23 protein-coding genes and 1 pseudogene are annotated in these 25,739 nt (G+C 62.5%); 12 read left to right on the plus strand and 12 right to left on the minus strand.

Annotated features, from left to right (window positions below):
- The first annotated feature begins 24 nt into the window (after positions 1 to 24).
- Genes AAFX91_RS02435 through AAFX91_RS02450 form a run of 4 tightly spaced genes read left to right on the plus strand, consistent with a single transcriptional unit; the run spans position 25 to position 3,332 of the window.
- Positions 25 to 1,248: a CaiB/BaiF CoA transferase family protein gene (locus tag AAFX91_RS02435; protein WP_394565448.1), complete on the plus strand. Its 1,224-nt coding sequence runs from the start codon at positions 25 to 27 to the stop codon at positions 1,246 to 1,248.
- On the plus strand, positions 1,245 to 2,018 hold the full coding sequence (locus AAFX91_RS02440; protein WP_394565449.1) for an enoyl-CoA hydratase/isomerase family protein: 774 nt from the start codon (positions 1,245 to 1,247) through the stop codon (positions 2,016 to 2,018). The genes AAFX91_RS02435 and AAFX91_RS02440 overlap by 4 nt, the downstream gene beginning before the upstream one ends.
- Positions 2,018 to 2,473 carry a MaoC family dehydratase gene (locus AAFX91_RS02445; protein ID WP_282527711.1) on the plus strand — a complete coding sequence of 152 codons (456 nt, stop codon included), beginning with the start codon at positions 2,018 to 2,020 and terminating at the stop codon, positions 2,471 to 2,473. The genes AAFX91_RS02440 and AAFX91_RS02445 overlap by 1 nt, the downstream gene beginning before the upstream one ends.
- 4 nt (positions 2,474 to 2,477) lie before the next feature.
- Positions 2,478 to 3,332: an HpcH/HpaI aldolase/citrate lyase family protein gene (locus AAFX91_RS02450; RefSeq protein ID WP_394565450.1), complete on the plus strand. Its 855-nt coding sequence runs from the start codon at positions 2,478 to 2,480 to the stop codon at positions 3,330 to 3,332.
- A gap of 83 nt (positions 3,333 to 3,415) precedes the next feature.
- On the opposite strand, the gene AAFX91_RS02455 is transcribed toward AAFX91_RS02450, so the two are convergent.
- The 5 genes from AAFX91_RS02455 to dctP (AAFX91_RS02475) all read right to left on the minus strand — a co-directional run bounded on the left by AAFX91_RS02455 (position 3,416) and on the right by dctP (AAFX91_RS02475) (position 8,749).
- Complete coding sequence (locus tag AAFX91_RS02455) at positions 3,416 to 4,651, minus strand: CaiB/BaiF CoA transferase family protein (RefSeq protein ID WP_394565451.1); 1,236 nt, start codon at positions 4,649 to 4,651, stop codon at positions 3,416 to 3,418.
- Positions 4,648 to 5,685 (minus strand): TRAP transporter substrate-binding protein DctP, encoded by a 1,038-nt coding sequence (gene dctP / locus AAFX91_RS02460; protein WP_394565452.1) that lies wholly within the window; start codon positions 5,683 to 5,685, stop codon positions 4,648 to 4,650. Before dctP (AAFX91_RS02460) ends, AAFX91_RS02455 begins: the two co-directional genes overlap by 4 nt.
- A gap of 168 nt (positions 5,686 to 5,853) precedes the next feature.
- Positions 5,854 to 7,143 (minus strand): TRAP transporter large permease, encoded by a 1,290-nt coding sequence (locus AAFX91_RS02465; RefSeq protein WP_130577057.1) that lies wholly within the window; start codon positions 7,141 to 7,143, stop codon positions 5,854 to 5,856.
- Positions 7,140 to 7,688: a TRAP transporter small permease gene (locus AAFX91_RS02470; RefSeq protein WP_130577058.1), complete on the minus strand. Its 549-nt coding sequence runs from the start codon at positions 7,686 to 7,688 to the stop codon at positions 7,140 to 7,142. Before AAFX91_RS02470 ends, AAFX91_RS02465 begins: the two co-directional genes overlap by 4 nt.
- 29 nt (positions 7,689 to 7,717) lie before the next feature.
- A complete protein-coding gene (gene dctP / locus AAFX91_RS02475) occupies positions 7,718 to 8,749 on the minus strand; it encodes a TRAP transporter substrate-binding protein DctP (RefSeq protein ID WP_130577059.1) in 1,032 nt (343 codons plus the stop codon).
- Positions 8,750 to 8,937: 188 nt separating this feature from the next.
- Here dctP (AAFX91_RS02475) and AAFX91_RS02480 point away from each other — a divergent pair, with 188 nt between their 5' ends.
- Positions 8,938 to 10,170, plus strand: a complete 1,233-nt coding sequence (locus AAFX91_RS02480; RefSeq protein WP_394565453.1) for an acetyl-CoA C-acetyltransferase — start codon at positions 8,938 to 8,940, stop codon at positions 10,168 to 10,170.
- 9 nt (positions 10,171 to 10,179) lie between these two features.
- Here AAFX91_RS02480 and AAFX91_RS02485 read toward each other — a convergent pair whose 3' ends face one another.
- From AAFX91_RS02485 to AAFX91_RS02495, 3 genes are read right to left on the minus strand one after another with little or no spacing between them, the layout of a single operon-like run.
- Complete coding sequence (locus AAFX91_RS02485; RefSeq protein WP_130577061.1) at positions 10,180 to 11,772, minus strand: ATP-binding protein; 1,593 nt, start codon at positions 11,770 to 11,772, stop codon at positions 10,180 to 10,182.
- Positions 11,769 to 12,473: a response regulator transcription factor gene (locus AAFX91_RS02490; protein WP_130577062.1), complete on the minus strand. Its 705-nt coding sequence runs from the start codon at positions 12,471 to 12,473 to the stop codon at positions 11,769 to 11,771. The genes AAFX91_RS02485 and AAFX91_RS02490 overlap by 4 nt, the downstream gene beginning before the upstream one ends.
- 20 nt (positions 12,474 to 12,493) lie before the next feature.
- Complete coding sequence (locus AAFX91_RS02495) at positions 12,494 to 13,984, minus strand: DUF4173 domain-containing protein (RefSeq protein ID WP_130577063.1); 1,491 nt, start codon at positions 13,982 to 13,984, stop codon at positions 12,494 to 12,496.
- A gap of 186 nt (positions 13,985 to 14,170) precedes the next feature.
- Between AAFX91_RS02495 and AAFX91_RS02500 the strand changes: the two genes are divergently transcribed.
- The 5 genes from AAFX91_RS02500 to cyoD all read left to right on the plus strand — a co-directional run bounded on the left by AAFX91_RS02500 (position 14,171) and on the right by cyoD (position 19,617).
- Positions 14,171 to 15,472: a glycoside hydrolase family 3 N-terminal domain-containing protein gene (locus AAFX91_RS02500; protein ID WP_130577064.1), complete on the plus strand. Its 1,302-nt coding sequence runs from the start codon at positions 14,171 to 14,173 to the stop codon at positions 15,470 to 15,472.
- Positions 15,473 to 15,756: 284 nt separating this feature from the next.
- Entirely contained in the window at positions 15,757 to 16,590 is an 834-nt protein-coding gene (gene cyoA, locus AAFX91_RS02505) for a ubiquinol oxidase subunit II (RefSeq protein WP_130577065.1), read from the plus strand.
- The gene (gene cyoB, locus AAFX91_RS02510; RefSeq protein WP_130577066.1) at positions 16,580 to 18,577 is read left to right on the plus strand and encodes a cytochrome o ubiquinol oxidase subunit I; all 1,998 of its coding nucleotides are present in this window, start codon (positions 16,580 to 16,582) and stop codon (positions 18,575 to 18,577) included. Before cyoA ends, cyoB begins: the two co-directional genes overlap by 11 nt.
- 3 nt (positions 18,578 to 18,580) lie before the next feature.
- A complete protein-coding gene (locus tag AAFX91_RS02515; protein ID WP_130577067.1) occupies positions 18,581 to 19,231 on the plus strand; it encodes a cytochrome (ubi)quinol oxidase subunit III in 651 nt (216 codons plus the stop codon).
- Positions 19,228 to 19,617: a cytochrome o ubiquinol oxidase subunit IV gene (gene cyoD / locus AAFX91_RS02520; RefSeq protein WP_282527698.1), complete on the plus strand. Its 390-nt coding sequence runs from the start codon at positions 19,228 to 19,230 to the stop codon at positions 19,615 to 19,617. Before AAFX91_RS02515 ends, cyoD begins: the two co-directional genes overlap by 4 nt.
- Positions 19,618 to 19,641: 24 nt before the next feature.
- Here the strand turns inward: cyoD and AAFX91_RS02525 are convergent, their stop codons facing one another.
- The 3 genes from AAFX91_RS02525 to AAFX91_RS02535 all read right to left on the minus strand — a co-directional run bounded on the left by AAFX91_RS02525 (position 19,642) and on the right by AAFX91_RS02535 (position 21,996).
- Complete coding sequence (locus tag AAFX91_RS02525) at positions 19,642 to 20,796, minus strand: OpgC domain-containing protein (protein WP_394565454.1); 1,155 nt, start codon at positions 20,794 to 20,796, stop codon at positions 19,642 to 19,644.
- 176 nt (positions 20,797 to 20,972) lie between these two features.
- Positions 20,973 to 21,248 carry a hypothetical protein gene (locus tag AAFX91_RS02530; protein ID WP_130577102.1) on the minus strand — a complete coding sequence of 92 codons (276 nt, stop codon included), beginning with the start codon at positions 21,246 to 21,248 and terminating at the stop codon, positions 20,973 to 20,975.
- Between the two features lie 109 nt (positions 21,249 to 21,357).
- The gene (locus AAFX91_RS02535; protein WP_130577070.1) at positions 21,358 to 21,996 is read right to left on the minus strand and encodes a S24 family peptidase; all 639 of its coding nucleotides are present in this window, start codon (positions 21,994 to 21,996) and stop codon (positions 21,358 to 21,360) included.
- A gap of 133 nt (positions 21,997 to 22,129) precedes the next feature.
- Here AAFX91_RS02535 and AAFX91_RS02540 point away from each other — a divergent pair, with 133 nt between their 5' ends.
- Together AAFX91_RS02540 and AAFX91_RS02545 are read left to right on the plus strand one after the other, a co-directional pair.
- Positions 22,130 to 22,663 carry a GcrA family cell cycle regulator gene (locus AAFX91_RS02540; protein WP_130577071.1) on the plus strand — a complete coding sequence of 178 codons (534 nt, stop codon included), beginning with the start codon at positions 22,130 to 22,132 and terminating at the stop codon, positions 22,661 to 22,663.
- A gap of 98 nt (positions 22,664 to 22,761) precedes the next feature.
- Complete coding sequence (locus AAFX91_RS02545; RefSeq protein ID WP_130577072.1) at positions 22,762 to 23,337, plus strand: hypothetical protein; 576 nt, start codon at positions 22,762 to 22,764, stop codon at positions 23,335 to 23,337.
- On the opposite strand, the pseudogene bamA reads toward AAFX91_RS02545, so the two are convergent.
- Positions 23,318 to 25,629 (minus strand): annotated as a pseudogene (gene bamA, locus AAFX91_RS02550) (outer membrane protein assembly factor BamA). The gene AAFX91_RS02545 and the pseudogene bamA overlap by 20 nt on opposite strands.
- Positions 25,630 to 25,739 lie beyond the last annotated feature (110 nt).

The raw sequence follows: 25,739 nt of genomic DNA on the forward strand, positions 1-25,739 counted from the left end.
CTTCGGCCCCCATGGGGAGGATGAATGGCGGTTGAAAGCAGGCTGGCGCCGACACACGAGGCGCCCTATCGCGGCCTTCGCGTGCTCGATTTCGGACAGGGCATTGCGTCGCCCTATTGCGCGATGCTGCTCGGCGTCTATGGCGCCGATGTCATCAAGGTCGAGCCGCCTGAGGGCGACTGGTCGCGCTATCTCGGGACGACCTATGGCAACCACACCACGCTGTCGGCGGTCTATAATCGCGGCAAGCGCAGCCTGTGCCTCGATCTGAAGCACAAGGATGGGATCGCGATTGCCCAGAAGCTGGCAAAGGACGCCGACGTCCTGATCGAAGGCCTCCGGCCCGGCGTGGCCGCGCGGCTGGGGCTTGGCTATGAGAGCCTGTCACGCGACAATCCCGGCCTGATCTATCTCTCGGTCAGTGGCTTCGGGCAAAGCGGGCCTTACGCGAAACGTCCCGGGTCGGATTCGGTGGCGCAGGCCTTTTCGGGCCTGGTCTCGGTCAATGCCGGCACGGACGGGGTGCCGCATCGGGTCGGCACGACGATCTCCGACATCGTCACCGGCGTCTATGCCTTCCAGGCCATCGCCACCACGCTGTTCGCGCGGGCGACCGTGGGCACGGGGCGCTGGATCGACGTCAATCTCTGCCAGTCGACGGCGGCGCTGCTGGGCCACAAGGTTGCGGAGTTCATTCTGGAAGGCGGCGCACCGCGCGCGCTCAACGTTCCCGCAGGCACCTACCAGGCCAAGGACGGCTGGATGATGGTGACGCTGGTGAACGAAGCGCAGTACAAACGCCTATGCACAGCGATCGGACGCGACGACCTCGCCACCGATCCGCGCTTTGCCGATTTCGCCAGGCGTGCGGATTCAGCCGACGCGCTGATCCCGCAGCTACGGGAGGTCTTCTTGACCCAAACGGCCGAGGCGTGGCTGACGCGCCTGCATGCGGCCGATATCATCGCGGAACGCATCCACAATCCCGGCGAATGGTTGAGGAATGCTCACGTCGAGGCGACCAAAGCCGCGGTCTGCCAGGACACGCCCGGCGTCGGCCCGGTCTACACGCCGCGAACGCCGGGGATCGCAAGTCGTTCAGAGGACGATTTGTGTCCCGCGCCGGATATCGGTCAGGACAGCGTCGAGGTCCTGACAGAGGCTGGCTTCGACAGTGCGGCCATCGATGAGTTGATCGGAGCCGGTGCGGTGCGCCAGTGGCGGCCAAATGGAGGTGGTGCATCATGAGCAAACTCGTCCGCTACTCGGTTGCCGACGGTATTGCCGAGATCGTGCTGGATCGCCCGCCGGTCAACGCGCTGAGCCTGTCCCTGATCGATGCGCTGCTGGCCGCATTGCAGACAGCCAAGGACGATGCAGCCGTGCGCGCCGTGATCATCGGCAGTGCTCACAAGGTATTTTGTGCCGGACTCGATCTCGACATCGTGCGCGGCAAGCCGGCGATCGAGACCAAGGGCTTTCTCGAGCGCCTCTACTTCGCCCTCAACGACATCCAGTACCGGATGGGCAAGCCGACGATTGCGGCTATCGATGGTGCCGCGCGGGCCGGCGGCATGACCATTGCCATATCCTGTGACATGATCATTGCCGGCGACGCTTCGACCTTCGGCTATCCGGAGATCGATGTCGGGCTGATACCGGCGCTGCACTTCGTGCATTTGCCGCGGCTGGTCGGAAAGCACCAGGCGTTCGGGCCACTGTTTCTCGGCGAGCCCTTTGATGCGGCAACCGCGTTCCGCATGGGCCTTTTGAGCGAAGTCGTGCCGAAGGGGACCGCGCTCGATCGCGCCCGCGAGGTCGCCCGAAAGCTCGCCGCCAAGTCGCCGATCGTGATGAAGATCGGCCGCGATGCCTTCATGCGTGCGGTGGATGCGGACTACCGCCGCGCGATCGAGAACGCGGCCGAGAGTTTTTCGCTTGTCGCGACGACGGAAGATTGTCAGGAAGGGTTGAACGCGTTCGTCGAGAAGCGAACGCCAAACTATCGGGGACGCTGATGGCTGGACTATATTTCGAGGAGTTTGAGGTCGGGCAGGAATTCCATCATGAATTCAGCCGGACCGTGACCGAGATGGACAATACGATGTTCAGTCTGTTGACCATGAACCCGCAGCCGCTGCATCTCGATGCCCATTTCGCCGAGAAGACCGAATATGGCCAGCGGCTGTTCAACAGTCTTTATACGCTCGGCATCATGATCGGTATGAGCGTCTATGATACGACGCTCGGCACTACCGTCGGCAATCTGGGCATGACGGATGTGAAGTTCCCGAAACCGGTGTTTCATGGCGATACGCTGCGGGCGCATACCAAGATCGTCTCGAAGCGCCCGAGCAAGTCGCGGCCGACCCAGGGGCTCGTGGAATTCGAGCACACCATGACCAACCAGCGCGGCGAGGTGGTGGCGAGCTGCCGCCGTACCGGGCTGATGCTCTGCAAACCGAAGGCGTGAGGTGATGCGTTCGTTCCTGTTCGTTCCCGGCGACAGCGTCCGGAAATTCGAAAGCGCCAAGAAGACGGCCGCGGATGCGCTGATCCTCGATCTCGAAGACTCCATTGCGCCGGAGCAGAAAGTGGCGGCACGCGGCATCACGCGCGAGATGCTGAATTCGCGCAATCCCGATCAGAAGATGTATGTCCGCGTCAACGCGCTCGATACCGACATGACGCTAGGCGATCTCGCGGCTATCATGCCGGGGAAACCCGACGGCATCGTCCTGCCGAAATGTGCTGGTGCCGCCGACGTCAACAAGCTCGCGCTTTACCTCGATGCGTTCGAGGCGGCATCGGACATTGCCCAGGGCACGACGCGCATTGTGACGGTTGCGACCGAGACGGCGCGGGCGGTGCTGAAACTGCTCGACTTCGAGAATATGAGCCCGCGGCTATGGGGCATGATGTGGGGTGCCGAAGATCTCGCCGCCTCGCTCGGGGCTTCGCGCAACCGCACCAACGGCCGCTTTCATAGCCCGTTCTGGCTGGCGCGCGATCTCTGCCTGATCAGCGCGGCCGCCGCCGGCGTCGTCGCCATCGATACGATCGCCACCGACATCAACGATCTCGACGCGCTCCGGGAGGAATGCATCACGGCGCGGCAGGATGGTTTCCTGGCAAAGGCGGTGATCCATCCAAAGCATGTCGACGTCGTCAATGCCGCCTTCATGCCGACCGATGAGGAGATCGCGTGGTCAGAGCGCGTCGTCGCTGCGTTCGCGGGAAATTCGTCCGGTGTGGTGAAGATGGATGGCAAGATGCTGGACAAGCCGCATCTGCGCGCCGCGGAGAAGATTCTGGCGCTGCGGCGGGGGTGAGGTGCGTAGGGTGGGCAAAGCGCAGCGTGCCCACCATTCACGGTCGGTGCCAGAAAAGGTGGGCACGCTGCGCTTTGCCCACCCTACGAATCTGAGTTGATCAACGCGCGCTCAGCCGTAAGCCGAGCTATCTCGTCCTCCGAAAATCCAGCGTCGCGCAGGATGTCTTCGCTGTGCTCGCCGAGCTGCGGCGGATGATGACGGATCGAGGGCGGGGTCTTGCTCCAGGTCGCTGCAGGGCCGGCAACACGTAGTGTTCCTTCCGTCGGATGCTCGATGGACTGGATCAGTCCGACCGCGGCGAGATGCGGATCGTCGATCAGGCCGTCGAGATCGTGCAGCGGGGCGTGCGGAATGTCGGCCTCTTCGAACAGGCGCATCCATTCGGCGGTGCTGCGGGTCTTCATCACCTTTGAAAACCAGTCGTAGACGAAATCATAGTTGCGGGTCCGCGCCGAGATGCCGTTCAGCCGGGGATCGCGATCGGCTTCGTTCTCCAGGCCGATCTTGCGGAAGAACGCGTTCCACTGCTTGTCGGAATAGACCAGCGCGCAGATATAGCCGTCGCTGGTCTGGTAGGGGCGGCGGTCCGGCGACAGCAATCGCGAATAGCCGGGCGGGCCGATCGGCGGCTCGAAACTGCGGCCGGCCATGTGGTCGCCGAGCACGAACTGCGCCATAGTCTCGAACATCGGGATTTCGATCGCCTGGCCTTCGCCGGTGCGGTCGCGATGGATCAAGGCGGCGAGGATCGCATGGATGGCGTTCAGGCCGACGATGCGGTCAGCCATCGTGGCCGGCGAGTAGCGCGGCTCACCGGTGATCTTGCCGGTCAGGGCCGGCAGCGCCGTCAGTCCCTGGATCAGATCGTCATAGGCCGGCCGCCCGGCATAGGGGCCGGTCTCGCCGAAGCCGTGCAGGCTTGCGTAGACCAGCCGCGGATTGGTCGCGAGCAGATCTTCGGCGCCGAGCTTGAGCCGCGCCATGGCGGCCGGCCGGACGTTATGAACGAAGACGTCGGCCGTCGATGCCAGGCGTAACAGCGCCTCACGCCCGCCCGGCTTCTTGAGATCGAGCACGATGGAGCGCTTGTTGCGGTTGCCCTGCAGGTACATCGCGCCCATCCGGGGATGGCGCATCGGCGTGGCATGGCGCATCACGTCGCCATCGGGACTTTCGACCTTGATCACGTCGGCGCCGTAGTCGCCAAGGATCATGGTCGCGTAGGGCCCCATCATGACGCTGGTGAGGTCGATCACCTTGAAGCCGGCGAGGGGACCCGCCGGCTTCGGCGCACGGTCTTGAGCGCGCCCGGTCAACGGCCTGCAGCCAAAGCTTCGGTGAACGCCTTGAACACCTCGGTGCCCGGCTTGCCGCGCTTGTTGATGTCCTTCACCCAGTCCTCGGCGACGGCCTTGAAGGCGGTGTCGAACTGCTTCTTGTCGTCAGCGCCGAAGTTGATGACCTTCATGCCCTGCGACTTGATCTTCTCGGTCGCGGCCCTCTCGCCGTCCTCGAACCGCTTGCAGCCTTCGCGCGTGGTCTGTTCGCCGGCCTCGACCAGCGCCTTGCGCACGTTCTCGGGCAGCGAGCGGAACTTGGCTTCGCCCATCGAATAAGTGAAGATCGCAGTGCCGAAGTTGAGCCCTTCAGTACCGGATTTCAGGATCTTGCCGAAATCGTAGGAAACCGAGCTCTGGTAGGAGAAGATCAAGCCGTCGAGCGTGCCGCGGGTAAGCGATTCATAGATTTCGGGCGCCGCCATCCGCACCGGCACGGCGCCGATCGAGCGCGTCATCAGGTCCATTGCGCCACCGGTGGTGCGGATCTTCAGGCCTTCTAGGTCCTTTGCAGCCTTGATCTCGCGGCTGTTGGCGAGCTGGATCTGATAGGCGGGCAGTGCGATCGTCACCAGCGGGCGGAGCTGGTTCGGCGCGAATTCCTTGGTTTCGAGGATGCCGCCATTGTGGGAGACCTTGTAGAACGCGATCGACCCCTGGCATTCCGTCTCGAAGATGCCGGGCAGCTCGGCGACCGCGGTCAGCGGATATTTGTCCGACGAATAGGACGGCACCACATACGAAACGTCGGCGACGCCGGCGACGGTGAGCTGCGCCATGTCCTTGGCCTTGCCGAGCTGCTCGGCAGGGAAGTGTTGGAAGGTGACCTGGCCGTTGGTCATCTTGGTCACGAGCTCGGAGAACGGTTTGCCGACCAGCTCGTGAATGACATGGCCGTTAGGCAGGCTGTCGGAGAGGCGCAACGTGATTTTTTCTTGAGCGGCGCTTGGAGACGTCGCGGCGGCGGCCAGTAGCGCAGCAAGGACGAAGCGTCTCCGCAGACGAACGTTCATTTTGTTTCCTCTCCCTTTTGTTTCTTTACGCTAGAGCTTCGGTTCTGATCGAATCAGAACCGAAGCTCTAGATTCTCGTTTTGACGCGTTTTCTGCGCAGATAAGTCTACGCAATCTGCGTAAACTTGATTGCTATGCGAACCGGTGTCCACTTCGCTCGAAAACGCTCTAGTAGCCCATCTTCATCGGCAGCCACAGGATGATCATCGGCCAGATCACCAGGATCGCGATCGCGATCAGATGGGCGATGAAATGCGGCAGGACGCCGTGAAACACCTCGGCGACCGGGCGCCCTGAATAGCGGGCCACCACGAAGCAGTTCAGCCCGACCGGCGGCGTGATCATGCCGACCTCGGCGGTGACGATCTTGATGACGCCGAACCAGAGCGGATCGTAGCCGAGTGACTTGATCAGCGGCAGCACGATCGGCACCGTCAACACGAGAATCGCGATCTGGTCCATGAAGGAGCCGAGCACGATATAGCCGAACAGGATGATGGTGAGGATCAGCCACGGCGGCACCTGCAGGCCGCCGACCCAGGCGACCAGGCTCTGCGTCACCTGCGTCAACGTAAAGAAGTAGCCGAAGATCGACGCGCCAAACAGGATCATCGCGATCATGCAGGTGCCATGCGCCGAGCGCAGCAGCGCGGCCCGCAGGCTCTTCCAGTTGATCTTGCGCTTCCAGAGCGCGAGCACGAAAGCGCCGAAGGCGCCGAGCGCGGAGGCTTCAGTCGGCGTCGCGACGCCGGTATAGATCACGCCCGTCACCATGCCGAACAAGAGCAGCATCGGGCCGACCACCCGCAGCATCCGGAATTTTTCCGCGAGCGAGACCGATGGCGCTGACGGCGCGCGCGACGGATCCTGCCAGGCCAGGAACCACACCGTCGCCATGATGGTGAAGGTGACGAGGATGCCGGGGATTACGCCGCCGATCAGGAGCGCGCCGATATTCACTTCCGCGAGCAGGCCGTAGATCACCAGCGCCACCGACGGCGGGATCAGCATCGCCAGCGTGCCCGAGATCGCTACCACGCCGGCCGCCATCCTGGGCTCGTATCCCTGCTTCAGCATCGCCGGTAGGCTGGTCGCCGACAAGGTCGCGGCAGAAGCGGTGCTGGTGCCGCAGATCGCGCCGAAGCCGGCGCCGGCGAGCGCGGTCGCCATGCCGAGCCCGCCCGGAACCCGTCCGACCCAGGCGGCCGTCGCCTTGAACAGATCGTCGGCGATCCCGCTGACGAGCACGAATTCCGCCATCAGCAGGAACATCGGGATGGTGATGAGCTCGTAAGAGGTCACCGCCGATAGGGGCGCGGTCTGCAGGATGCCCGACAGCATCGGCATGCCGCCGATCAGATAGAGGCCGAGCACTCCTGAACCGGCCATCGCGAAGCCAACCGGCGTGCCGATCGCGAGCAGCACGAACAGCACGACCATTGCAAGCGTGAGTATCATTCGAAGGTCTCCCCCGTGGCATGCGACGACGGCAGCGCGATCAGGGCGCGGCCGGTGGCCAGCGAGAGGAGGTGGCCGATCAGGTGCAGCGCAAGGCGCAACGTGATCAGCCCGGCCCCGAAAGGAACGAGCGCAATCGACGGCCACATCGGCCACGGAATGGCGCCCGCCATGACGTCGGCTGACTGGAAGCTGTCGACGGCACGCAGGAAGCCGAGATAGGCGATCAGGGAAAACACGACGATCCCGACGATGCAGGTGACGATCTCGGAGACGCGGATCATCGCCGGCGAAAACTTCTGCTGCAGGATATCGACGCTGACATGGGCATGGCTGGCATAGGCTTCCGACAGCACCAGGAAGAAGATGCCTGCCATCAGGTAGAGCGAGATCAGGTCATAGGCCCAGGAGAAGGGCTTGTTGAACGCGTAGCGCATGATGACATCGCTGAACACGATGATCATGATGGCGAACATGAACGCCGCCGCCACGGTGGAGGCGATCTTCTCGATCGTCGCTAGCGCCTTCAATATTCCGTCAAGCAAAATTAGCTCCCCCAGTTCACTTGAACAGTTTACTTGGCCGGAATGGCCGCCACCGCCGCGTCAAACTCCTTCAGCGCGTCACTGCCGCGCTTGCCGCGCGCGTCGAGGCCTTCGGACCAGGTCTCGGCGACGCCCTTCATCAGGTCCTTGAATTTCGCATTGGCGTCAGGTGACAGCGTCTCGAACTTGACGCCTGTGGCTTCCATCGATTTCTTGGTCTCGTCGTCCGATTTCTGGACCTGCTGGCAGGCGGAGGGGATGATTTCCTCGGCGACATCGACCATCGCCTTCTGCACCTCGGGCGAAAGCTTCTTCCAGGCGGTTTCGCTGATCGAATAGGCGACGATGAAACTGGCAAAGCCCAGTCCATCGGTCGAGTATTTCACGAGCTTGTCGGCACCATAGGCGACCACGCTTTCGAGCGGGAACAACAGCCCGTCCATGGTGCCCCGCGATAGCGATTCATAGGCATCGGGCGCTGCCATGCGCACCGGCACGGCGCCAATCGCGCGCAGCGTAAGATCCTGCGCGCCGCCGGTGGAACGCAGCTTCAGGCCGGTGACATCGCCGACATCCTTGACCGGCTGCTTGACGGTGAAAATGCGATATTGCGGCAGGCTGACCGCGAGCAGCAGGCGGATATTGTTGGCGGTATAATCCTGCTGCGCAATGACACCGTTCCGCGCCAGCTTCCAATAGGCCAGCGTCCCCTGGCAGGAATGCTCGAACGCGCCCGGCAGCATCGCGACTTCGGACACCGGCATCTTGTCGGAGACATAGGCCGGCGCAACATAGCCGATATCGGCAACACCGGTCTGCGTCAGCTTCAGCATGTCGGCGGCCTTGCCGAGCTGCTGCGCCGGATAGTGGTCGAAGGTCACCGCGTTGTTGGTGCGCTTCTTGACCTCCTCCATCCAAGGCTCGAGGACGAGCTTGACGAGATAGTGGCCCTTCGGAAACGAATCCGCCACCCGCAGGTGAAGCGGTTCGGCGGCCTGCGCCAGAACTGTCGATGCAGCCAAAAAAGCGCAGCCGACAAGGGTCCGCCCGATCGCGACCATAGATCCTCCCTGGGACGTATTGTTGTTGGAGGTAGCTGCGCATAAACGAAATTGATCGTCAAGAACGGCGCGCAGGCTGAAGCCGCGAGGCGCCACAACCGGAGAGCGCGGCTTGCGCGGGCGCGAATTGACTTTGCCGGATGATCGGCTGCAAATGCGCCGAAGCAACATTGTCTGAGGAACACACCATGGTTGACGCGCTGATCATCGATGCATGCAGGACGCCGCGAGGCATTGGCAAGGCCGGCAAGGGCGCGCTGTCAGGCATTCATCCGCAGCAGCTCGGCGCCACCGTGCTGCGGGCGCTGGCCGATCGCACCGGCATCGATACCGCTGATGTCGACGACATCATCTGGGGCACCAGTTCCCAGCGCGGCGCGCAGAGCGGCGATCTCGGCCGCATGTCGGCGCTCGACGCCGGCTATGACGTGAAGGCGAGTGGCGTGACGCTCGATCGCTTCTGCGGGTCCGGCATCACCAGCGTCAACATGGCCGCCGCTTCGATCATGTCGGGCTCCGAGGATCTCGTGATCGCCGGCGGCACCGAGGTGATGTCGATGGAAGGCCGGCGCGGCGAGGGGCCGCTTATGATGGACGCCGGCAATCTTCGCCTGCGCGCAAGGCATCCGCAATCGCACCAGGGCGTTTGCGCCGACGCGGTGGCGACGCTCGAGGGCATCATGCGGCAGGATGTCGATGCGCTCGGACTGGAGAGCCAGAAGCGAGCGGCGGCCGCAATCAAGGGCGGCCATTTCGACAAAAGCCTGGTTCCGGTCTATCGCGAAGATGGCACGCTCGCGCTCGACAAGGAGGAATATCCGCGGCCGCAGACCACGCTGGAAGGGCTCGCGGCGCTGAAGCCGGCCTTCCCAGCCATCGCCGACTACGCGCTCGACGACAAGGGCACGACCTATCGCAAGCTGATCCTGGAAAAATATCCCGATCTCGACATCGACTTTGTCCACCACGCGGGAAATTCGTCCGGCGTGGTCGATGGCTCCGCCGCGATCCTGCTGGCGTCGCCCGACTACGCCAGGAAGCACGGACTGAAGCCGCGCGCACGCGTGGTCGCGATGGCCAATATGGGGGACTCGCCGACCCTGATGCTGAACGCGCCGGTGCCGGCGGCGCGCAAGGTGCTGGCCAAGGCCGGGCTGACGCTTGACGACATCGACCTGTTCGAGATCAACGAAGCCTTTGCCGTAGTCGCGGAGAAGTTCATCCGCGATCTCAAGCTCGATCGCGAGAAGGTCAACGTCAATGGCGGCGCGATCGCGCTCGGTCATCCCATCGGCGCCACCGGCTCGATCCTGATCGGTACGCTGCTGGACGAATTGGAGCGGCGCGACCTCAAGCGTGGTCTGGTGACGATGTGTGCCGCCGGCGGCATGGCGCCCGCGATCATCATCGAGCGGGTGTGATGGTAGGGTTCAAGCGGCGGGAAACCTGAGTTCGAAGGTCACGCCTTCACTGGTCGGCAGGAGCCGGATCGAGCCGCCGTGACTTGTCATCACGGCGCGCACGATCGCAAGGCCCATGCCGGTGCCGCCGGCATCGCGGCGGGTGGTGAAGAAGGCGTCGAAGATCCGTTCCCGGTTGGCTTCCGAGATCGGATCGCCATCATTGCTCACGATCAGTTTGACGGCCGTACGCTCGTCCACGGCGTCAAGCCGTATAGTCCTGGCGTTGTGCCGTACGGCGTTGTCGGCGAGGTGTGAGAGGACGATCAGCGCCTTTTCGCCCGACATCCCGATCGGCCGGTCGAGACTGCCTGCCGCCGTGATAACGCAAGCCGGGAACCGGCCCTTGAGATCGCCGATCACGGGCGCCAGTTCGGTGCGCTCGTTCTGCGGCACGGTTTCGGCACGCGCCAGTTCGCGTAGCCGCTGAGCCATCGTTTCGAGGCGTTCGGTGTCGCCAAGAATATTCGACACGAAGGTCTTCTGCTCGGCGCGGGTCAGGCCATCCGATTTGCCGTCCAGGGAATCCAAAAGCAGCTCTGCCGCACCCTTGATCGAGGTGAGCGGCGATTTCAATTCGTGCGTGAGGTGTGCCGAGAACGTCGCGATGTAGTCCGAACGCCGCGCCAACTGTTCGGCCATGCCAAAGAAGCTGTGCGAGAGCTGTGCGAATTCGCGCGTGCCGTAGTGCCGCAACGGGCGGAATGCGGTGCGATCGCCTTTGCCGATGCGCGCGGCGCGGCCGATCAGTTCGTGCATGGGCTGGGTGATGGTGCGGGAGAAAAACAGCCCGATCGCCATCGTCGCAAGGATCACGGCGAGCGCGGCAAGCACGAACTTGACGCGTTCCTGATAGAGATGGTCGAAAATGTTGCTCGGCGTCCGGGTCGTATAGATCACGCCGGCCACGCGGTTGTTGACGATCACCGGCATCGCGGAAAACACGTGTACGCCGACGCCGCGGCTGATGGAATAGATCGGCGGCGGAGGCTTGTCCGGCACGCGGATCCGCAGCGCGGCCCGATATTCGCCATGCAGGGCCGCGGCGATTTCTTCGATATGGGCGAGCGACTGTCCGACTTCCTGACGTCCGGCGATCACGACGCCCTGCGGATCGAGGATCCTGAATCCGGCAAGCGTCACCTTCTGCGTCTCGCGGACGATCGGCAGCAGTCGCGCGCCGATCTCGACATAGGCCTGGTCGGCCGGCGCGCTCGCGGGCAAGGCGGCGGGCCGCCTTCGCAACAGATCATTGCCGGCCAGATCGAGCGCAGGACGGATCGGCGTGACCTGATCGCCAGGATCGGGCAAGACGCCGGGCGGGACCTCGGCGCCGAGAGGAATCCCACGGTCAAGCCGCGCCTGCACCTCCTGTGCGAAGATTGCCGCCAGGACGCGGCTCTGGGCGATCAGCTCGGCCTGGGTCTGGCGAATGAGCTGGTTGTCATAGAGGCGGAAGAAGAACAGGCCGACCAGAGGCAGTATGGCGACGGTCGCCAGCACGGTGAAGATGACCAGGCCGAGCGATGGCCGCCATTTGTCTGGCGCATTCGGACCACTCATGCCTGCGGCTCGCATCGCCCGAGCTTGAAGCCGACGCCGTGAATGGTCTCGATGACGTTGTCGCAATTCAGCGCGGCGAGCTTAGCGCGGATGTTGCGGATGTGGCTGTCGATGGTGCGGTCGGACACCTGGATGTTGAGCTGGTAGGCCGCGCGCATAAGCTGCTCGCGGTTGAAGACGGCCGTCGGCCGCGTCAGGAAGGCACGCAGGATTCCGAACTCGATTGCGGTCAGCCGGAGCGCTGTGCCGGCAAATGATGCAACGTGCTGCTCTGGATCGACGGTCAGTCTACCTTGCGTGAGAACCGTGGTGCCGGCTTTGGCGTCGCCGCTGCGCGAGTTCATGCGCCGCAGGATGACGTTGACGCGGGCGACGAGCTCGCGCGGGCTGAACGGTTTTGTCACGTAGTCGTCGCCGCCGATCTCGAGGCCCAGCACGCGATCGATCTCGTCGTCGCGCGCCGACAGGAACAGGATCGGTACGTCGGAAGTCTTTCGTACCTCCCGGCAGACGTCGAGCCCGTCGAGTTCTGGCATCCCGATGTCGAGAACGATGAGGTTAGGCCGGTCGCTCGCAAATCGGGCGAGCGCCTCCTTGCCGTCGCGCGCCTCGACAACGTTCATGCCGGCTTTCTTGAGGGCGACGCGGATGACTTCGCGGATGTGCAGGTCGTCGTCGACGATAAGAATACGGTGCGTCAAACGTCTCTCCAGCCCGCTCGTCAACCCGTGACCTTGTTCTTCTGTTCGCCATCGAGATAGCGCTGCAGGCGCCAGCTTCGAAAACCCCAGGAACGCCAGGACGCCATATCCTGCCGCTGCTGTTCTACAAGCGAATCCCGGCGGAAAACAAGGCACGGATCGCTGGTGCGAAGCTGGAGGACCTTCTCGATCGCGGGCAGCGCCTGCGGCCCGAGCTGAGCCAGGTAGTTTATGTCGAGCTGCAAGCCCTTGCCGGACACGTCCCGGCTGTGGGTGACATTGTAGTCGGCAATGATTGCAGCGAAGTTGACGAGCGAGCAGACATAGAGCACGGCCGTCAACGTGACCAGGTTTGCTGCTATCAGCCAGGCGTTGGAACGGTCCAGCATGATGCGGGCGACGATCAATAGAAGTCCGATGGCGACCAGCAGCATCCAGATGAAAGCGGCCACGCGCCAATAGGTCAGAAGATAGATCTGCACATAGAGGTCGAGCCGGTAGATGGCGGAAGCGACCAGCAGGACGTTCTGCGCCACCCACAAATAGACCAGGGGCCGTATCACCTTGGACCCTTCGGCCGGACCACCAGGCCGAATTGCGACGAGAACGAAGCCCGCTGCCAGCAGGGCCGTGACAATCAGCGGATAGGCCCCGCGATGGGCATATGAGGCATAGGTGACGCCGGCCGGGAGCGCCGCATTGCCCCAGAGATAAACCGCGTCCAGGATCGTCTGAACCGCGAACAGCAGATTGAACAGGATCAGCGAACGCAGGATGGTCGGTGCGCCGAGGAAGTCGACGACATCGGAAGATGTGTCCGCGGCCGGCGTGGGGGATTCTGCCGCGGCAGTGACCGAGCCCGATTTGCGTCGCCATCTGACATGGATAAACGGCCAGACAAGGGATATTGCCACGATCCAGAACAGCGCCCGCGCGACGCTCAGATGCGAAGCGGCGCTGCCGGGGTTGATCAGGCTGATCCATTTTTCGAGCACAGGATTGGCAGCGACGAATAAGGCGAGGAATACTGTTCCGAGCAAGGCCGGTACGAACCACAGGATGAAGCCGCTGGTCAGCGCCGGGAGGTTGAACATCCCGAGTGCGTCCACAAAGAACCTGAAAGGACTGACCAGGAAGAGGTCGCAAAGCGCCGCCGCCCGTTCGCCAAAGCCGGTGAGACCAGGGTTGGTCGTGAGCAGGAGACCAGCGCCGAGCGCGAGCAAGATGATTGCAAGTGACGCCGCATTTACTTCCTCCACGGTCGGCACAAGGCCGGCGATCACGAGGAGGCCGCCGAGCATCGCTCGACGCTTGTCCAGCTTGGCGATGTTGGCAAGCAGCGAACCGCAGGCCAGCGCGAGGGCGAAAACAGTAACCGATATTCCGACTCGCTCGCCGTAGAACAGGAAGTCGGCAAGTGCAGCCAGCGCGACCGCGATCGCGAGCTTGGCCGACAGGGATAAGCTTTGGACGGGCCGGATATCGGCGGCCGGCGAAGCGAGACTCGTCATGTCAATTCCTTTGCGGATGTCGAACGCGGCGGACCTTGAACTGACGTTGTGCAAATCTCGAAATGGTCGTCTGCACGACTTCAGGAGTTTTGTGCAGTTTCCGTGCAGGCCTGTTTAAGTGCTCGCGCGGCGTGTGCGCATTTGATAGGGGCGAGGTCTCTCGTTTCACACGCGGCGTCGCCAACCATGAAATTTCGAAATCGTGTCGTTATCATCGGGCTCTGGTTCATCGGGCTGGTGCTCGCCCTTGTCGCCGCCAACAAGAACGAGCCCTATCTCGCTGTGCTCCGTGGGACGGGAAACATCGGGCTCGTGGTCATGAGCGGCGTGCTGGTCGTCGTCCTGCTGCTTCGCGGCTCCTGGCGGCGAGGGCTTTCGAGAAGACTGCTGGTCCTGGTGTGGTGCCTGCCGCCGCTTCTGATGCTGGGCGCGCATCTTACGTTCGAGCTGCGCAAGCGCGAGGTGCTGCGGGCCGACGCTGCGCAGGCGCGCAGCCTTGGGCCGCACTTCATGGTCGGCTATTCGTCGGTCTCAGCGGTGACGGTGCTGGCGGAGGAGGGGCTGATCGGCGGCATCTATGTCAGCAAGCACAATCTGCGGCGAAAGTCGGCGGAGGCGTTGAAAGTCGAGATCGCAACGCTTCAGGACAAGCGGCGTGCTGCAGGGCTCCCGCCCCTGATCGTCGCGGCCGACCAGGAAGGCGGCATCGTTTCTCATCTGTCGCCGCCACTGACCAAACTGCCGGCGCTGGCCACATTGGCGGAGATGACGCCGGACCTGCGGAAGGCGAAGGCCGAAGAATTCGGCCGTATTCACGGACAGGAATTGGCGGCGCTCGGGGTCAATCTCAATTTTGCCCCGGTGCTCGACCTGCGGCCCGAGTCGGGACGTAACCGATTTGATTTCAATACGCTGATCGGCCGCCGGGCAATCTCAGCCGATCCCGCCATCGTCGGCGAGATCGCGCAGGCCTATGTTCGCGGCCTCGAAGCGTTCGGCGTCGGCGCAACCGTAAAGCATTTTCCCGGCTTGGGCCGGGTGCGTGCCGATACCCATCACTTCAGTGCGGAGCTCGGAACATCAGTGGACGAACTGGAAGCATCCGACTGGCGTCCGTTCCGGGATGTGCTGACGCACTCAAAGGCGCAGCTCATGGTCGGCCATGTGACTCTCACCGCGATCGATCCGGATCACGCGGCCTCGCACTCAAAGCGCGTCATCGACGGGATCATCCGAAACAAGTGGAACTACCAGGGCATCGTGATGACAGATGACCTGGTGATGGGAGCGATTTACCAGCACAATGTCTGCGATGCCGTCGTCGAGGCGCTCAATGCCGGCGTCGACATGCTCCTGGTCGCATTCGACGGCGCGCAATTTTATCGAATCTTTGCCTGCGCGCTGGACGCATCCCGACAAGGAAAGCTGGATCCGGCTATGCTCCGCCAAAGCGAGGCGCGCTTGAGACGCGCATTTCCGGGAGATTGAGGACGTCCGTGGGGCGCGGGCGACGCAGATGCCCGGAACGAGCCCAGATGCTGCGACAGCAAACTGCGCCGCCTTTTTTTCAAAAATGAACGATCGAGCCCGCTGATGGCCGCGGGGCGGGTGAAATTTGATCGGACAATCCGGGGATGAACCTCTAAAGTCACTGTATCAGTCTTCCCGTCGGGACCCGGGCGCCGTTGCCTGGCTTCCGACCGAGCCGATCTTGTCCGCTGAAGTGTCGTTCCGCCACCCCGCTGTAGCAACAACACCGTCACGGCTTCGCGATGAACATCTTCGATCCGCAAGGTCCGATCGCCGCTGCGCAGAAGACGATTCTGATCGACTCGGTCGGGATCATGCTCGCGATCGTCCTGCCGACGATCGCGGCAATCTTTGCCTTTGCATTCTGGTTTCGAGAGTCCAATCCACGGGCGACCTATCAGCCTCATTGGGCTTATTCCGGCCGCCTCGAGCTCGTGGTGTGGTCGATCCCGACGCTGACGATCATTCTGCTCGGAGGGGTCGCCTGGATCGGATCGCATCAGCTCGATCCTGCCCGGCCCATTGATGGGACCGGCGCGCCGGTCCGCATCCAGGTCGTGTCGCTCGATTGGAAGTGGCTCTTCATCTATCCGGACCAGGGGATCGCGACCGTCAACACGCTGACGGTGCCGGTCGGCTCTCCCCTTGATCTTGAACTGACCTCCGGCAGCGTGATGAACGCGTTCTTCATCCCGCAGCTTGGCAGCATGATCTACACGATGAACGGGATGGTGACGCGGCTGAAGCTGCGTGCCGACAATCAGGGCACCCTTCAGGGCCTGTCGTCCCATTTCAGCGGGGATGGCTTTCCCGACATGAAGTTCGACGTCCAGGTCGTACCGCAGCTCCAGTTTCCTGACTGGGTGGCACGCACCGCCCAGACCGATCGTGTCTTGAACGCGGAAAGCTACGGAAAGCTCGCCCAGCAATCGGTCGAGACCGTGACATCCACCTATCGGCTCGAGGATCCGCGGCTGTTCCACGCCATCGTGACCCAGGAGATCCCCCCGGGCCCGGGACCGAAGCTGACGTCGGAAAGCGCGCAGTCGCATATCGGAGGCCAAGATGTTCGGTAAGCTGAACTGGTCCGCCATTCCGATCGATCAGCCGATTCCGATGATCGCCTCGGGCGTGGTCGCGCTCGTCATCCTCGGGGTCCTCGCCTGGGTCGTCCTTGCCGGCCACCTGCCATATCTCTGGCGCGAATGGATCACCAGCGTCGATCACAAGCGGATCGGCGTCATGTACACCTTGCTCGCGATGGTGATGCTGCTGCGCGGTTTCTCCGACGCGCTGATGATGCGGTCCCAGCAGGCAGTTGCCTTCCAGTCGCAAGGCTATCTGCCGCCCGAGCACTACAACCAGATTTTCTCCGCGCATGGCACGATCATGATCTTCTTCGTGGCGATGCCGTTCGTGATCGGGCTGATGAATCTGGTGGTGCCGCTGCAGCTCGGCGTGCGCGACGTGGCGTTTCCGACCTTGAATTCCGTCGGCTTCTGGCTCACTGCAACAGGCGCGCTGCTGGTCAACATCTCGCTCGTGGTCGGTGAGTTCGCGCGCACCGGATGGCTGCCTTATCCGCCGCTGTCGGGACTCACTTATTCGCCGGGTGTCGGCGTCGACTATTACCTCTGGGCGCTTCAGATCTCCGGCGTCGGCACGCTGGTTGCCGGCATCAATCTCGTTACCACGGTGCTGAAGCTGCGCACCAGGGGCATGACATATTTGCGCATGCCAATGTTCTGCTGGACCACGCTCGCCTCGAGTTTGTTGATCGTGGCGGCGTTTCCGATCCTGACGGCAACGCTGGCGATGCTGATTCTCGATCGCTATTTCGGCTTCCATTTCTTCACCAATGAGGCCGGCGGCAACGTGATGATGTTCATGAACCTGATCTGGGCGTGGGGTCACCCCGAGGTCTACATCCTTGTGCTGCCTGCGTTCGGAATCTTCTCTGAGGTGGTCTCGACGTTTTCGGGCAAGCCGCTGTTCGGCTATCGGTCTATGGTGCTCGCCACCATGGCGATCTGCGTCATCTCCTTCATGGTGTGGCTGCACCATTTCTTCACCATGGGCGCCGGTCCCTATGTCAATGCGATCTTCGGGATCGCCAGCATGATCATCGCGGTGCCGACCGGCGTGAAGATCTACAACTGGCTGTTCACGATGTATGGTGGACGGGTGCGGTTCGACACGCCGATGCTGTGGGCGATCGGCTTCATGGTGACGTTCATCCTCGGCGGCCTCACCGGCGTGCTGGTCGCCGTGCCGCCCGCGGACTTCCTGCTTCACAACAGCCTGTTCCTGGTCGCTCACTTTCACAACGTGATCATCGGCGGCGTGCTGTTCGGCGCTTTCGCGGGCTATGCATATTGGTTTCCGAAGGCGTTCGGCTTCCGCCTGCATGAGGGGCTCGGCAAAGCGGCGTTCTGGTGCTGGCTGATCGGGTTCTACGTCGCGTTCATGCCGCTCTATGCGCTCGGCTTTCTCGGCATGACGCGGCGAATGCAGCATTACGATGTCCCGGAATGGCGCCCGTGGCTCCTGATCGCAGGGGTTGGCGCCGTCATTATCCTGATCGGGATCATCTTCCAGATCATGCAGCTCACCGTCAGCATTCATCGTCGCGAAGAGCTGCGCGACCGCACCGGCGATCCGTGGGACGGGCGATCGCTGGAATGGGCAACGGCCTCGCCGCCGCCGGTATTCAATTTCGCGATTCCACCTGATGTGACCGGGGAGGACGCTTACTGGTCATTGAAGGCGCATGCCAAGCAGCAGGGTCTCGAGAAGCGCGAGCTCGACTACAAGGACATCGAGATGCCGCGCAATTCCCCGACCGGCTTCGTGTGCGCCTTCTTCGCGACCATCATGGGCTTTGCGTTGATCTGGCACATCTGGTGGATGGTCGCGGCCGGTGTGATCGGCGCCTTCGCCACCTTCGTCGCATTCGCATGGCGGGACCATGACGAATACGTCATCGCGGCGAAGGAGGTGGCGCGCATCGACCGCGCCAATATCGAAGAGCGGCGCGCCCTGACCAGCTTGGCGGGAGCCTGAGCCATGGCCGACACGACGCTGGCATATGCTCAAGCCGATCCGCACCGTCTGCGCGGGATCGCGCATGCCGCGGTCGCGCACGCGGGACCGGCGCCGAAGCGGATCGTCACAGGCTTCGGTTTCTGGATATTCCTGCTCAGCGACATCGTCATGTTCTCGTGCTTCTTCGCGACCTATGCGGTCCTGGTTGACCAGACCGCAGGGGGGCCGAAGGGGGCCGAACTGTTCGATCTCAGGAGAGTCGCGGTCGAGACCGTCTTCCTGTTGCTGTCAAGTTTCACCTGCGGGCTCGCCAACATCGCGGCCGATATTCGAAACAGGTTCTGGTTCCAGGTGGGCATGGCGGCGACTTGCGTTCTCGGCCTGGCCTTCCTGTACCTTGAGGCGCGCGAGTTTGCGGACCTGGTCGCACGCGGTGCGGGGCCGACGCGCAGCGCGTTTCTGACCGCCTTCTTCAGCCTCGTCGGTTGCCATGGCCTGCATGTCTCTGCCGGCATCCTCTGGCTGCTGACGATGATGGCGCAGGTGGTCGCCAAGGGCTTTCGGGCCGACATTGGGCGACGCATCATGTGCTTTGCGCTGTTCTGGCACGCCCTCGATATCATCTGGGTCGCGGTATTTTCGGTGGTCTACCTGCTCGGGAGCAAGCCATGAGCGATCAAGCTTTGGAACAGCACCGTGTCGATCTGGCACCGGGCGACGAAGGCGAGGGCGGCGTCGGCCTGCGCGTACTCGGCTATGTCACCGGCCTTGGCCTTGCACTCCTGTTGACGGCGACCTCGTTCTTTGTTGCCGGCACCGACCTGGTCTGGCAGCCGAGCATTCCCGTTGCCATCATCGTGCTGGCGATCGCCCAGATGGGCGTGCATCTCGTCTTCTTCCTCCACATCACGACCGGGCCTGACAACACCAACAACGTGATGGCGCTTGCCTTCGGCGTGCTCATCGTTTTCCTGGTGATTGGCGGCTCGCTATGGATCATGGCGAACCTCAATCAGAATATGATGCCGATGGACCAGATCATGCAGATGCAGCGCTAGCGCTGCACGACCCCTGAAGCGGTTTCAGGATCGCGCGCCGACCGCGGATTTGTGGTCCTGCCGCTGGGACCAGGACACATAATAGGCGACACATGTCATGCCGAGAATGCCGGCGACGCTGACGACCACCTGCATCGCCAGCGACTTGGGGCCCGTGATCAGAACCAGGTGCCCGGCAAATGAAAGGAAGATGCCGGAGCAGAACACCGCGAGCCATTGCTCGCCGCATTTGATGAGGGGCTGCATGGCCTGCATTTGAAGTCCGTACCAGTCGCGAGGTATCAGCATGGTGAAAAAGAACGCCAGTGCGAGCAGGTGCAGCACCCGATAGGGAGCAAGGTTCTCCTTGTCGTTGGCCGGAAAGGCATCGAGCACCGAACTGGGTATCATCTCCGCCAGCGCAGGCGATTTCCCGGCCGACATGATCGTCAGGGCGACGAGCAGGTAGATCAACGCGGTGACGCGCAAGGCCGGAAGCTTCTGCATCGCGCGAACCACGTGCGCGTCTCCTGCACCACCGACCGCGAACCAGGCGCCCAGCACGAACAGCAATTGCCAGCAGAACGGATTGAGATACCAGCCCCCGTCCGGAAAAGCGGTCAGGTTCCAGTCGAAGTGCCGCGCCAACAGATAGAGCGCAATGGATCCAAGCATGGTCAGGCGCGGCCAGCGCATCATGCCGAACAGCACGGCGGGAAGGAACGCCATGAGGACGATGAAGAGCTGCAATACGTCCAGGTTGAGCGGTTTGGCCTGCAGCAGCAGGCCGCGGACAATTACGCGAATCGGATGCTCGATGAAGTCGGTGATATTGAATTCCGCGAACAGATCGGGTGCTGCGGATTGAGCCGCGACATATCCGATCAGGTCGACGTAGACGACGAACAGCACCATATAGGCTGCGTAGAGCTGCCATACCCGCTTGAAGACACGCGTCGCCCCAACGACGAAGCCGCGTTCCACAACGATCTTCCCGTACATGATCGCCGCGGCATAGCCGATGACAAATACAAACAGCTCGGTCGCCCCGCTGAATCCAAAGTTCCGCAAGGTCAACACGCTGACGGCGTTGTGCGGAATGTGATCCAGGAACAGGGACCAAGTCGCGATGCCGAGCAGAAGGAAGATGCGTAGATCGCCGTCGCGCGCCGCGATCTCAGCCTTCACACATGGATTCATTGAGAGCAAAACTTCCCAAGTTCGGAGCAGCGAATCGCGAATCCATCGCGCCCCGCCGCCACTCCGAATAGACGTTTCGCCGAGAATATTTGATCCGCTGCTGATGAATTAAAGCCGCCGACGATCACGTTTTCGAAATTGAAATGTGATTCACCGCGATTCATGTAAAGGGCCGATCATGCTTGCTCGTGCTTGCGCAGATCGCGGCGATGGTCGAAGACGCTCGCTTGCAGGTCGGCTTCGGCCGCGCTGATGCCGGGGAGGGCAGCCTCGGCGAGGATATCGGCCGTCACGTCCTCGACAGCCGAATCGGAGATTTCGTGGATGAAACTGATGTTCCTGTATTCGCCCGATACAACCCGCGCGATGACCCCGCGCCTTGTGATTTCGGGATCAACCACGGCCTCGCGGCCGCGCCGGCCGTAATCGATCATCACGACGAAATACTGCATGTCGGCCAAACCGGCCACCTCTCTCGACAGGAGTCGGATGGCCGCATAATTTCCGAAAATCGGAAATTTGTCAAGTGTAATTTCTGAAAATCAGAAGTCGGGGCCTTGCCTATTTCTCCGGCGTCCGAGGACCGTGCGCCTTGGCGGCTTTGCGGGACCGCGCGGCCGCCTTGCTGCGCAACCGCTCGATCTGGCCTCGCGGCAGGGTCACGCAGATCTCGCCGATCCATTCGAGCTTCACCCCGTTGATCGGCTTGGCGTTGAAGCTCGTGAGGTTGACCAGTGTCAGCGATTTTCCACGCTCGATCGTCTTCAGATAGCGCTCGCCGGTCTTCAAACGAACCGCCGCTTCTTCGCCATAGAAGCTCGAGAGGGGGTGTCGCTGCTCGCGATAGACGACAATGATGTCGCCATTCTCGTATTTCGGCAGCATCGAATCGCCCGATACCTCAAATGCAATGGTTTCTTCCGCGATCGGGAAGGGCAACTCGACTTCACCGAGTCCTTCCGGCGGCACTTGCTCATATTCCGGCTCGATCGAGGCTCCGGCGCCGACCCGGCCCATGACCGGCACCGAGTTGAGCTCGAGATATTCCATGATCGGCGCAATCTCGGATGCCTTGATCTGGCGTATCCCGGAAAGGATTTCGGAAACAGCGCCGGGGCGAACACCCATCGCGTGCGCGAGCCCACCCTTGGTCTTGCCCGGCTTCTGCAGGCCCCGCTCGATCAATCTGGTGTCCAGCATGGCGCATCCCTCTTTCGAATCCCCAGAAAGCATAGCAATTCGGATAATCAGAAATCAAGCTTGACTTTCATTTCGGAATATCAGAAATTGATGGTGAGGCGTCGGGCGCCGAAGGGAAGGACAAGAATCAACAATGGAACTGACAGGCTGGGCGCCCGAACATTCGGACGCGCTGCGGGAATATATTGCCCAAGGCATGAGCTTTGCGAAGATCGCCAAGGCGATCAACGCCAGATTCAACACCGATTATACGAGAAGCGCCGCGATCGGCCGTGCCAGGCGGCTCGGTTTGACGATGTCAGATAGCTCGCCGCCAGCACCGCCGCGGCTGACGCCGGTGCCGCAGTTGATCCGGTCGAACGAGCCGCGCGAGCCAAGGTCGATCGAATTCAATTGGCCGATGCCCGTGTTCGAGAAGGCGCCGCAGGTTCAGCTTCGCTGCGCCGAGATCGAGCCGCGCCACCTTTCGCTGGTGGAGCTTGAATATGAAGATTGCCGATATCCCTATGGCGGTGACAGCGATGGCGAACCGATCACCTTCTGCGGTCATCGGAGGCGGCCAGGCTCAAGCTACTGCACGCCTCATTTCCACTTGAGCCGCAATCCGGAGCTCGAGACGGAGCCGTCACCGAGCACCACACCGCTGTCCCTGGGCGAGCCGGCATAGCGGCGTACGCGCCTCCTACCTCGTCCATCTTGCAAACGACACATCTTGCCACTGGTGAGATGGTCCCCGGTCGAATTCTGTCTTGAAGGAGCCAAGCCATGCCGCGCGCCAAACGCAAGAAACCGTATCACCCCGCGAGAGCGCATGACCGCCGCGCACAGGATCTGCCGTACAACGCCGAGGTCGCCACCGTTGAGGTCGACGATCCCCTTGCGCTCGAGCCCGGGGACAAAGTCGTTGCGCTGCGCTCGATCCGCAACGATCCGCTCGGACGCCTGCATTCGCATCGTCAGATCGATGACGCCCAGTTGCAGGGCGGCCGCGCGTTCCAGGGTGATTGGGAGAAGGCCGAGCGTGGACCGCGCGCGGTCGATACCACCAGAGAGTATGTCGATGGCGGCACGCGGCGCGAGCCGATCACGGAGGCCCAGCGCAGGGCGGTATCGCGGCTCAACCGGGTCGAGCGCGAGCTCGGCGCCGATGGTTCGGCCCTGGTGCATGAGGTCCTGATCCTCGGCATGACCATGGAGCAGGTCGGCGAGCGGCGGGGACTGCGGACCCAGCGCTGGAACGATTACTTTGCGCGGCGGCTCAAGGAATGTCTCGACCGGCTGGCGCTGATCTACGGCTTTGCGACGCCGCATCCCGTTCCCATCAAAAGCCTCCAGCGCTGAAGCGGAGCGGCTGCACCACGTCATAGGCGGCTTTGGTCAATGGCACCGCATAGTCGACGGTGAGGGCGCCGAACGGGGAGGCCCAAGTAAGGCCCATGCCGACCGAGGAGCGCACGACGTTTTTGCCGGCGACCTGCAGCGCGGTGCCGCCCACGCTGGTCGGACCAGTATAACGGAACACACTTCCGGCATCGACAAAGGCCGATGCCTTGAGGCCGTACTCGTCCGGCACGCCGGGAATTCCGCTTTGCAGTTCCGCCGTCGTCGCCCAATAGGCACTGCCGCCGATATTATCCATGGTGGTGCCGGGCGTCAGATCGCGTGGGCCGAAGCCGTTGGTGGCAAAGCCCCGGACCATGGTCGGGCCGCCGAAAAAGCTGTTCATCAGCGGCACCTGCTGACCGCCCCAGCCGGTGACATAGCCACCCTGAGCGCGCACCATGCCGACGAGGTCGCCCGTGAGTGATTGATAATAGCGCGCGTCTTCGCTGGTCCGCAGGAACTTCACTCGCCGCCGAGGCCGGCCAGATCCTGGCTGAGTTGCGACCTGAATCCACTGGTCGGGCTCTTGGCGTTATCGAGCGTACTGTAGGTCGAGGTGGAGCCAACGGCGGAGACCCAGGCCGGTCCGTTAGCGGCCGCCTGCTGGACTGCAAGGGAAGGGGTCAAGCCGGAATTGGTCGGGCCAAGCGAGATGTCCTGATTGTAGATCGAATAGCGCCATTGCACGCCGAGCTGCTCGGTGATTGGCGTGCCGAATTGCAGCGTCGAGCCATAGGTCGTGCTGTTGTAGGACTGGTAGCTGTTCGCCTCGCTCTGCCGGCCGAACAGCTCGATCCCGGCCGATACCTTGGTGCCAAGGAAATAAGGCTCCGATGCCGCGAGGTCGATGCCGCGGGCATATTGGCCATAGGTCACAGAGGCCTGAACGTTCTTTCCGGTCCCATAGAAATTGCGATCGCCCACCTTGACCTCGACCAGCGCGCCGTCAGTGCTCGAGTAGCCGCCGGAGATGTTGAACTCGCCGGTCGCCTGCTCCACGGTCTCGACATCGAGGACGACGCGATCGGGCGTCGAGCCGGGCCGATTGGTGATCTTGACGGTCTTGAAGTAGTTCAAGTTCTTCAACCGCCGCTCCGCGCGATCGATCAGCGTCTTGTTATAAGGATCGCCCTCGGCGATGTCGAACTCGCGCCGGATCACGTAGTCGCGGGTGTGCGTGTTGCCATGGATCTCGATACGCTCGACATAGGTGCGCGGGCCCTGGTCGATGACGAATGCGACGTCGATTCGTTGTGCGGCGGCATCGCGGGCGATGCGCGGCACAGCCTGCGCAAAGGGATAGCCGAGCTTGGCCATCTCGATGGCCAGCAGCTCGGTGCTCTTGTCAAGCGCATTGCCGTCAAACACCGCGCCGACGTGGGCGAGTGCGACGCCGCGCAGCTTTTGCGGATCGAGCCCGGGAATATTGCAGGCGACGCTGATATCTCCAAAGTGATACAACGGGCCTTCATCGATCGCGAAAGTGACTGCAAATCCCTTGGCCGCTGGATCGTATTCGGCCGTTGCCGAGCGGACGGTGGCATCGGCATAGCCCTTGCTGCGATAGTAGAGACGCAACTGCTGCTGGTCCTGCGCGATGCGGTCGGGATCGTAGACGTCGCCGCCGGTCAGAAAACTGAGCATATTGGTGGCCGACGTCTTGATCACGGCATTGAGCTGGCGTGCGCCGAAGGCCCGATTGCCGACAAAACTGATCCGGCGTACGGGCGTTTTGGTACCCTCTGTGATCACATAAACGAGATCGACGCGGCCGTTGCCGCGGTCGATGATCTCGGGCGCGACGCGGACATCGTCGCGTCCGACATGGCGGTAGGCTTCGATGATACGGCCGATGTCGCCCTGTACCGTTGAGCGCTGCAGGCTGCCGCGCGGCTTCGATTCGATCGCGGCGGCCAGATCGGCATCCTTGATCTTCCTGTTGCCCTCAAAGGCGACGCGGTCGAGGGTTGGAGCTTCCGTCACATGCACGGTCAGGCGATCGCCGGCGGGCTCGATCGAGACCTTCTCGAACAGACCCGTTGCGACCAGCGCCTTCAGGGCTTCATTGCGCGCGGCTTCATCAAGCCGGCCGTCTGGCCCTGGATGGAAGTAGGAGCGCACGGTATCGGCCTCGACCCGGCGGTTGCCTTCGACGATGATCGTCGCAGTCGGCACCGGCACGCTCTCTGCGGCAAGTGATGCGACCGCGTTCAACAGAACTGCAGTGGCGACAAGTGACAAGCCGGTCATGCGCGGCTTCGACGGCCGCCAACGCAGCGTGATGCGCTCGAGCTTCACTTCCCTTACGGTCTCCCATTGACCGGCGATATCGAATTGCCGGCGCCGGGCAAAAGGATGTC

The sequence above is a fragment of the Bradyrhizobium sp. 31Argb genome, assembly GCF_043638955.1.
In the GTDB taxonomy this organism is placed as follows: domain Bacteria; phylum Pseudomonadota; class Alphaproteobacteria; order Rhizobiales; family Xanthobacteraceae; genus Bradyrhizobium.

Excerpts from the sequence above, each read along its gene's own strand:
- AAFX91_RS02435 (WP_394565448.1), top strand. The coding sequence starts at position 25 with ATGGCGGTTGAAAGCAGGCTGGCGCCGACACACGAGGCGCCCTATCGC.
- AAFX91_RS02440 (WP_394565449.1), top strand. The coding sequence starts at position 1,245 with ATGAGCAAACTCGTCCGCTACTCGGTTGCCGACGGTATTGCCGAGATC.
- AAFX91_RS02445 (WP_282527711.1), top strand. The coding sequence starts at position 2,018 with ATGGCTGGACTATATTTCGAGGAGTTTGAGGTCGGGCAGGAATTCCAT.
- AAFX91_RS02450 (WP_394565450.1), top strand. The coding sequence starts at position 2,478 with ATGCGTTCGTTCCTGTTCGTTCCCGGCGACAGCGTCCGGAAATTCGAA.
- dctP (WP_394565452.1), bottom strand. The coding sequence starts at position 5,685 with ATGAACGTTCGTCTGCGGAGACGCTTCGTCCTTGCTGCGCTACTGGCC.
- AAFX91_RS02465 (WP_130577057.1), bottom strand. The coding sequence starts at position 7,143 with ATGATACTCACGCTTGCAATGGTCGTGCTGTTCGTGCTGCTCGCGATC.
- dctP (WP_130577059.1), bottom strand. The coding sequence starts at position 8,749 with ATGGTCGCGATCGGGCGGACCCTTGTCGGCTGCGCTTTTTTGGCTGCA.
- AAFX91_RS02480 (WP_394565453.1), top strand. The coding sequence starts at position 8,938 with ATGGTTGACGCGCTGATCATCGATGCATGCAGGACGCCGCGAGGCATT.
- AAFX91_RS02485 (WP_130577061.1), bottom strand. The coding sequence starts at position 11,772 with ATGAGTGGTCCGAATGCGCCAGACAAATGGCGGCCATCGCTCGGCCTG.
- AAFX91_RS02495 (WP_130577063.1), bottom strand. The coding sequence starts at position 13,984 with ATGACGAGTCTCGCTTCGCCGGCCGCCGATATCCGGCCCGTCCAAAGC.
- AAFX91_RS02500 (WP_130577064.1), top strand. The coding sequence starts at position 14,171 with ATGAAATTTCGAAATCGTGTCGTTATCATCGGGCTCTGGTTCATCGGG.
- cyoA (WP_130577065.1), top strand. The coding sequence starts at position 15,757 with ATGAACATCTTCGATCCGCAAGGTCCGATCGCCGCTGCGCAGAAGACG.
- cyoB (WP_130577066.1), top strand. The coding sequence starts at position 16,580 with ATGTTCGGTAAGCTGAACTGGTCCGCCATTCCGATCGATCAGCCGATT.
- AAFX91_RS02515 (WP_130577067.1), top strand. The coding sequence starts at position 18,581 with ATGGCCGACACGACGCTGGCATATGCTCAAGCCGATCCGCACCGTCTG.
- cyoD (WP_282527698.1), top strand. The coding sequence starts at position 19,228 with ATGAGCGATCAAGCTTTGGAACAGCACCGTGTCGATCTGGCACCGGGC.
- AAFX91_RS02525 (WP_394565454.1), bottom strand. The coding sequence starts at position 20,796 with ATGAATCCATGTGTGAAGGCTGAGATCGCGGCGCGCGACGGCGATCTA.
- AAFX91_RS02530 (WP_130577102.1), bottom strand. The coding sequence starts at position 21,248 with ATGCAGTATTTCGTCGTGATGATCGATTACGGCCGGCGCGGCCGCGAG.
- AAFX91_RS02535 (WP_130577070.1), bottom strand. The coding sequence starts at position 21,996 with ATGCTGGACACCAGATTGATCGAGCGGGGCCTGCAGAAGCCGGGCAAG.
- AAFX91_RS02540 (WP_130577071.1), top strand. The coding sequence starts at position 22,130 with ATGGAACTGACAGGCTGGGCGCCCGAACATTCGGACGCGCTGCGGGAA.
- AAFX91_RS02545 (WP_130577072.1), top strand. The coding sequence starts at position 22,762 with ATGCCGCGCGCCAAACGCAAGAAACCGTATCACCCCGCGAGAGCGCAT.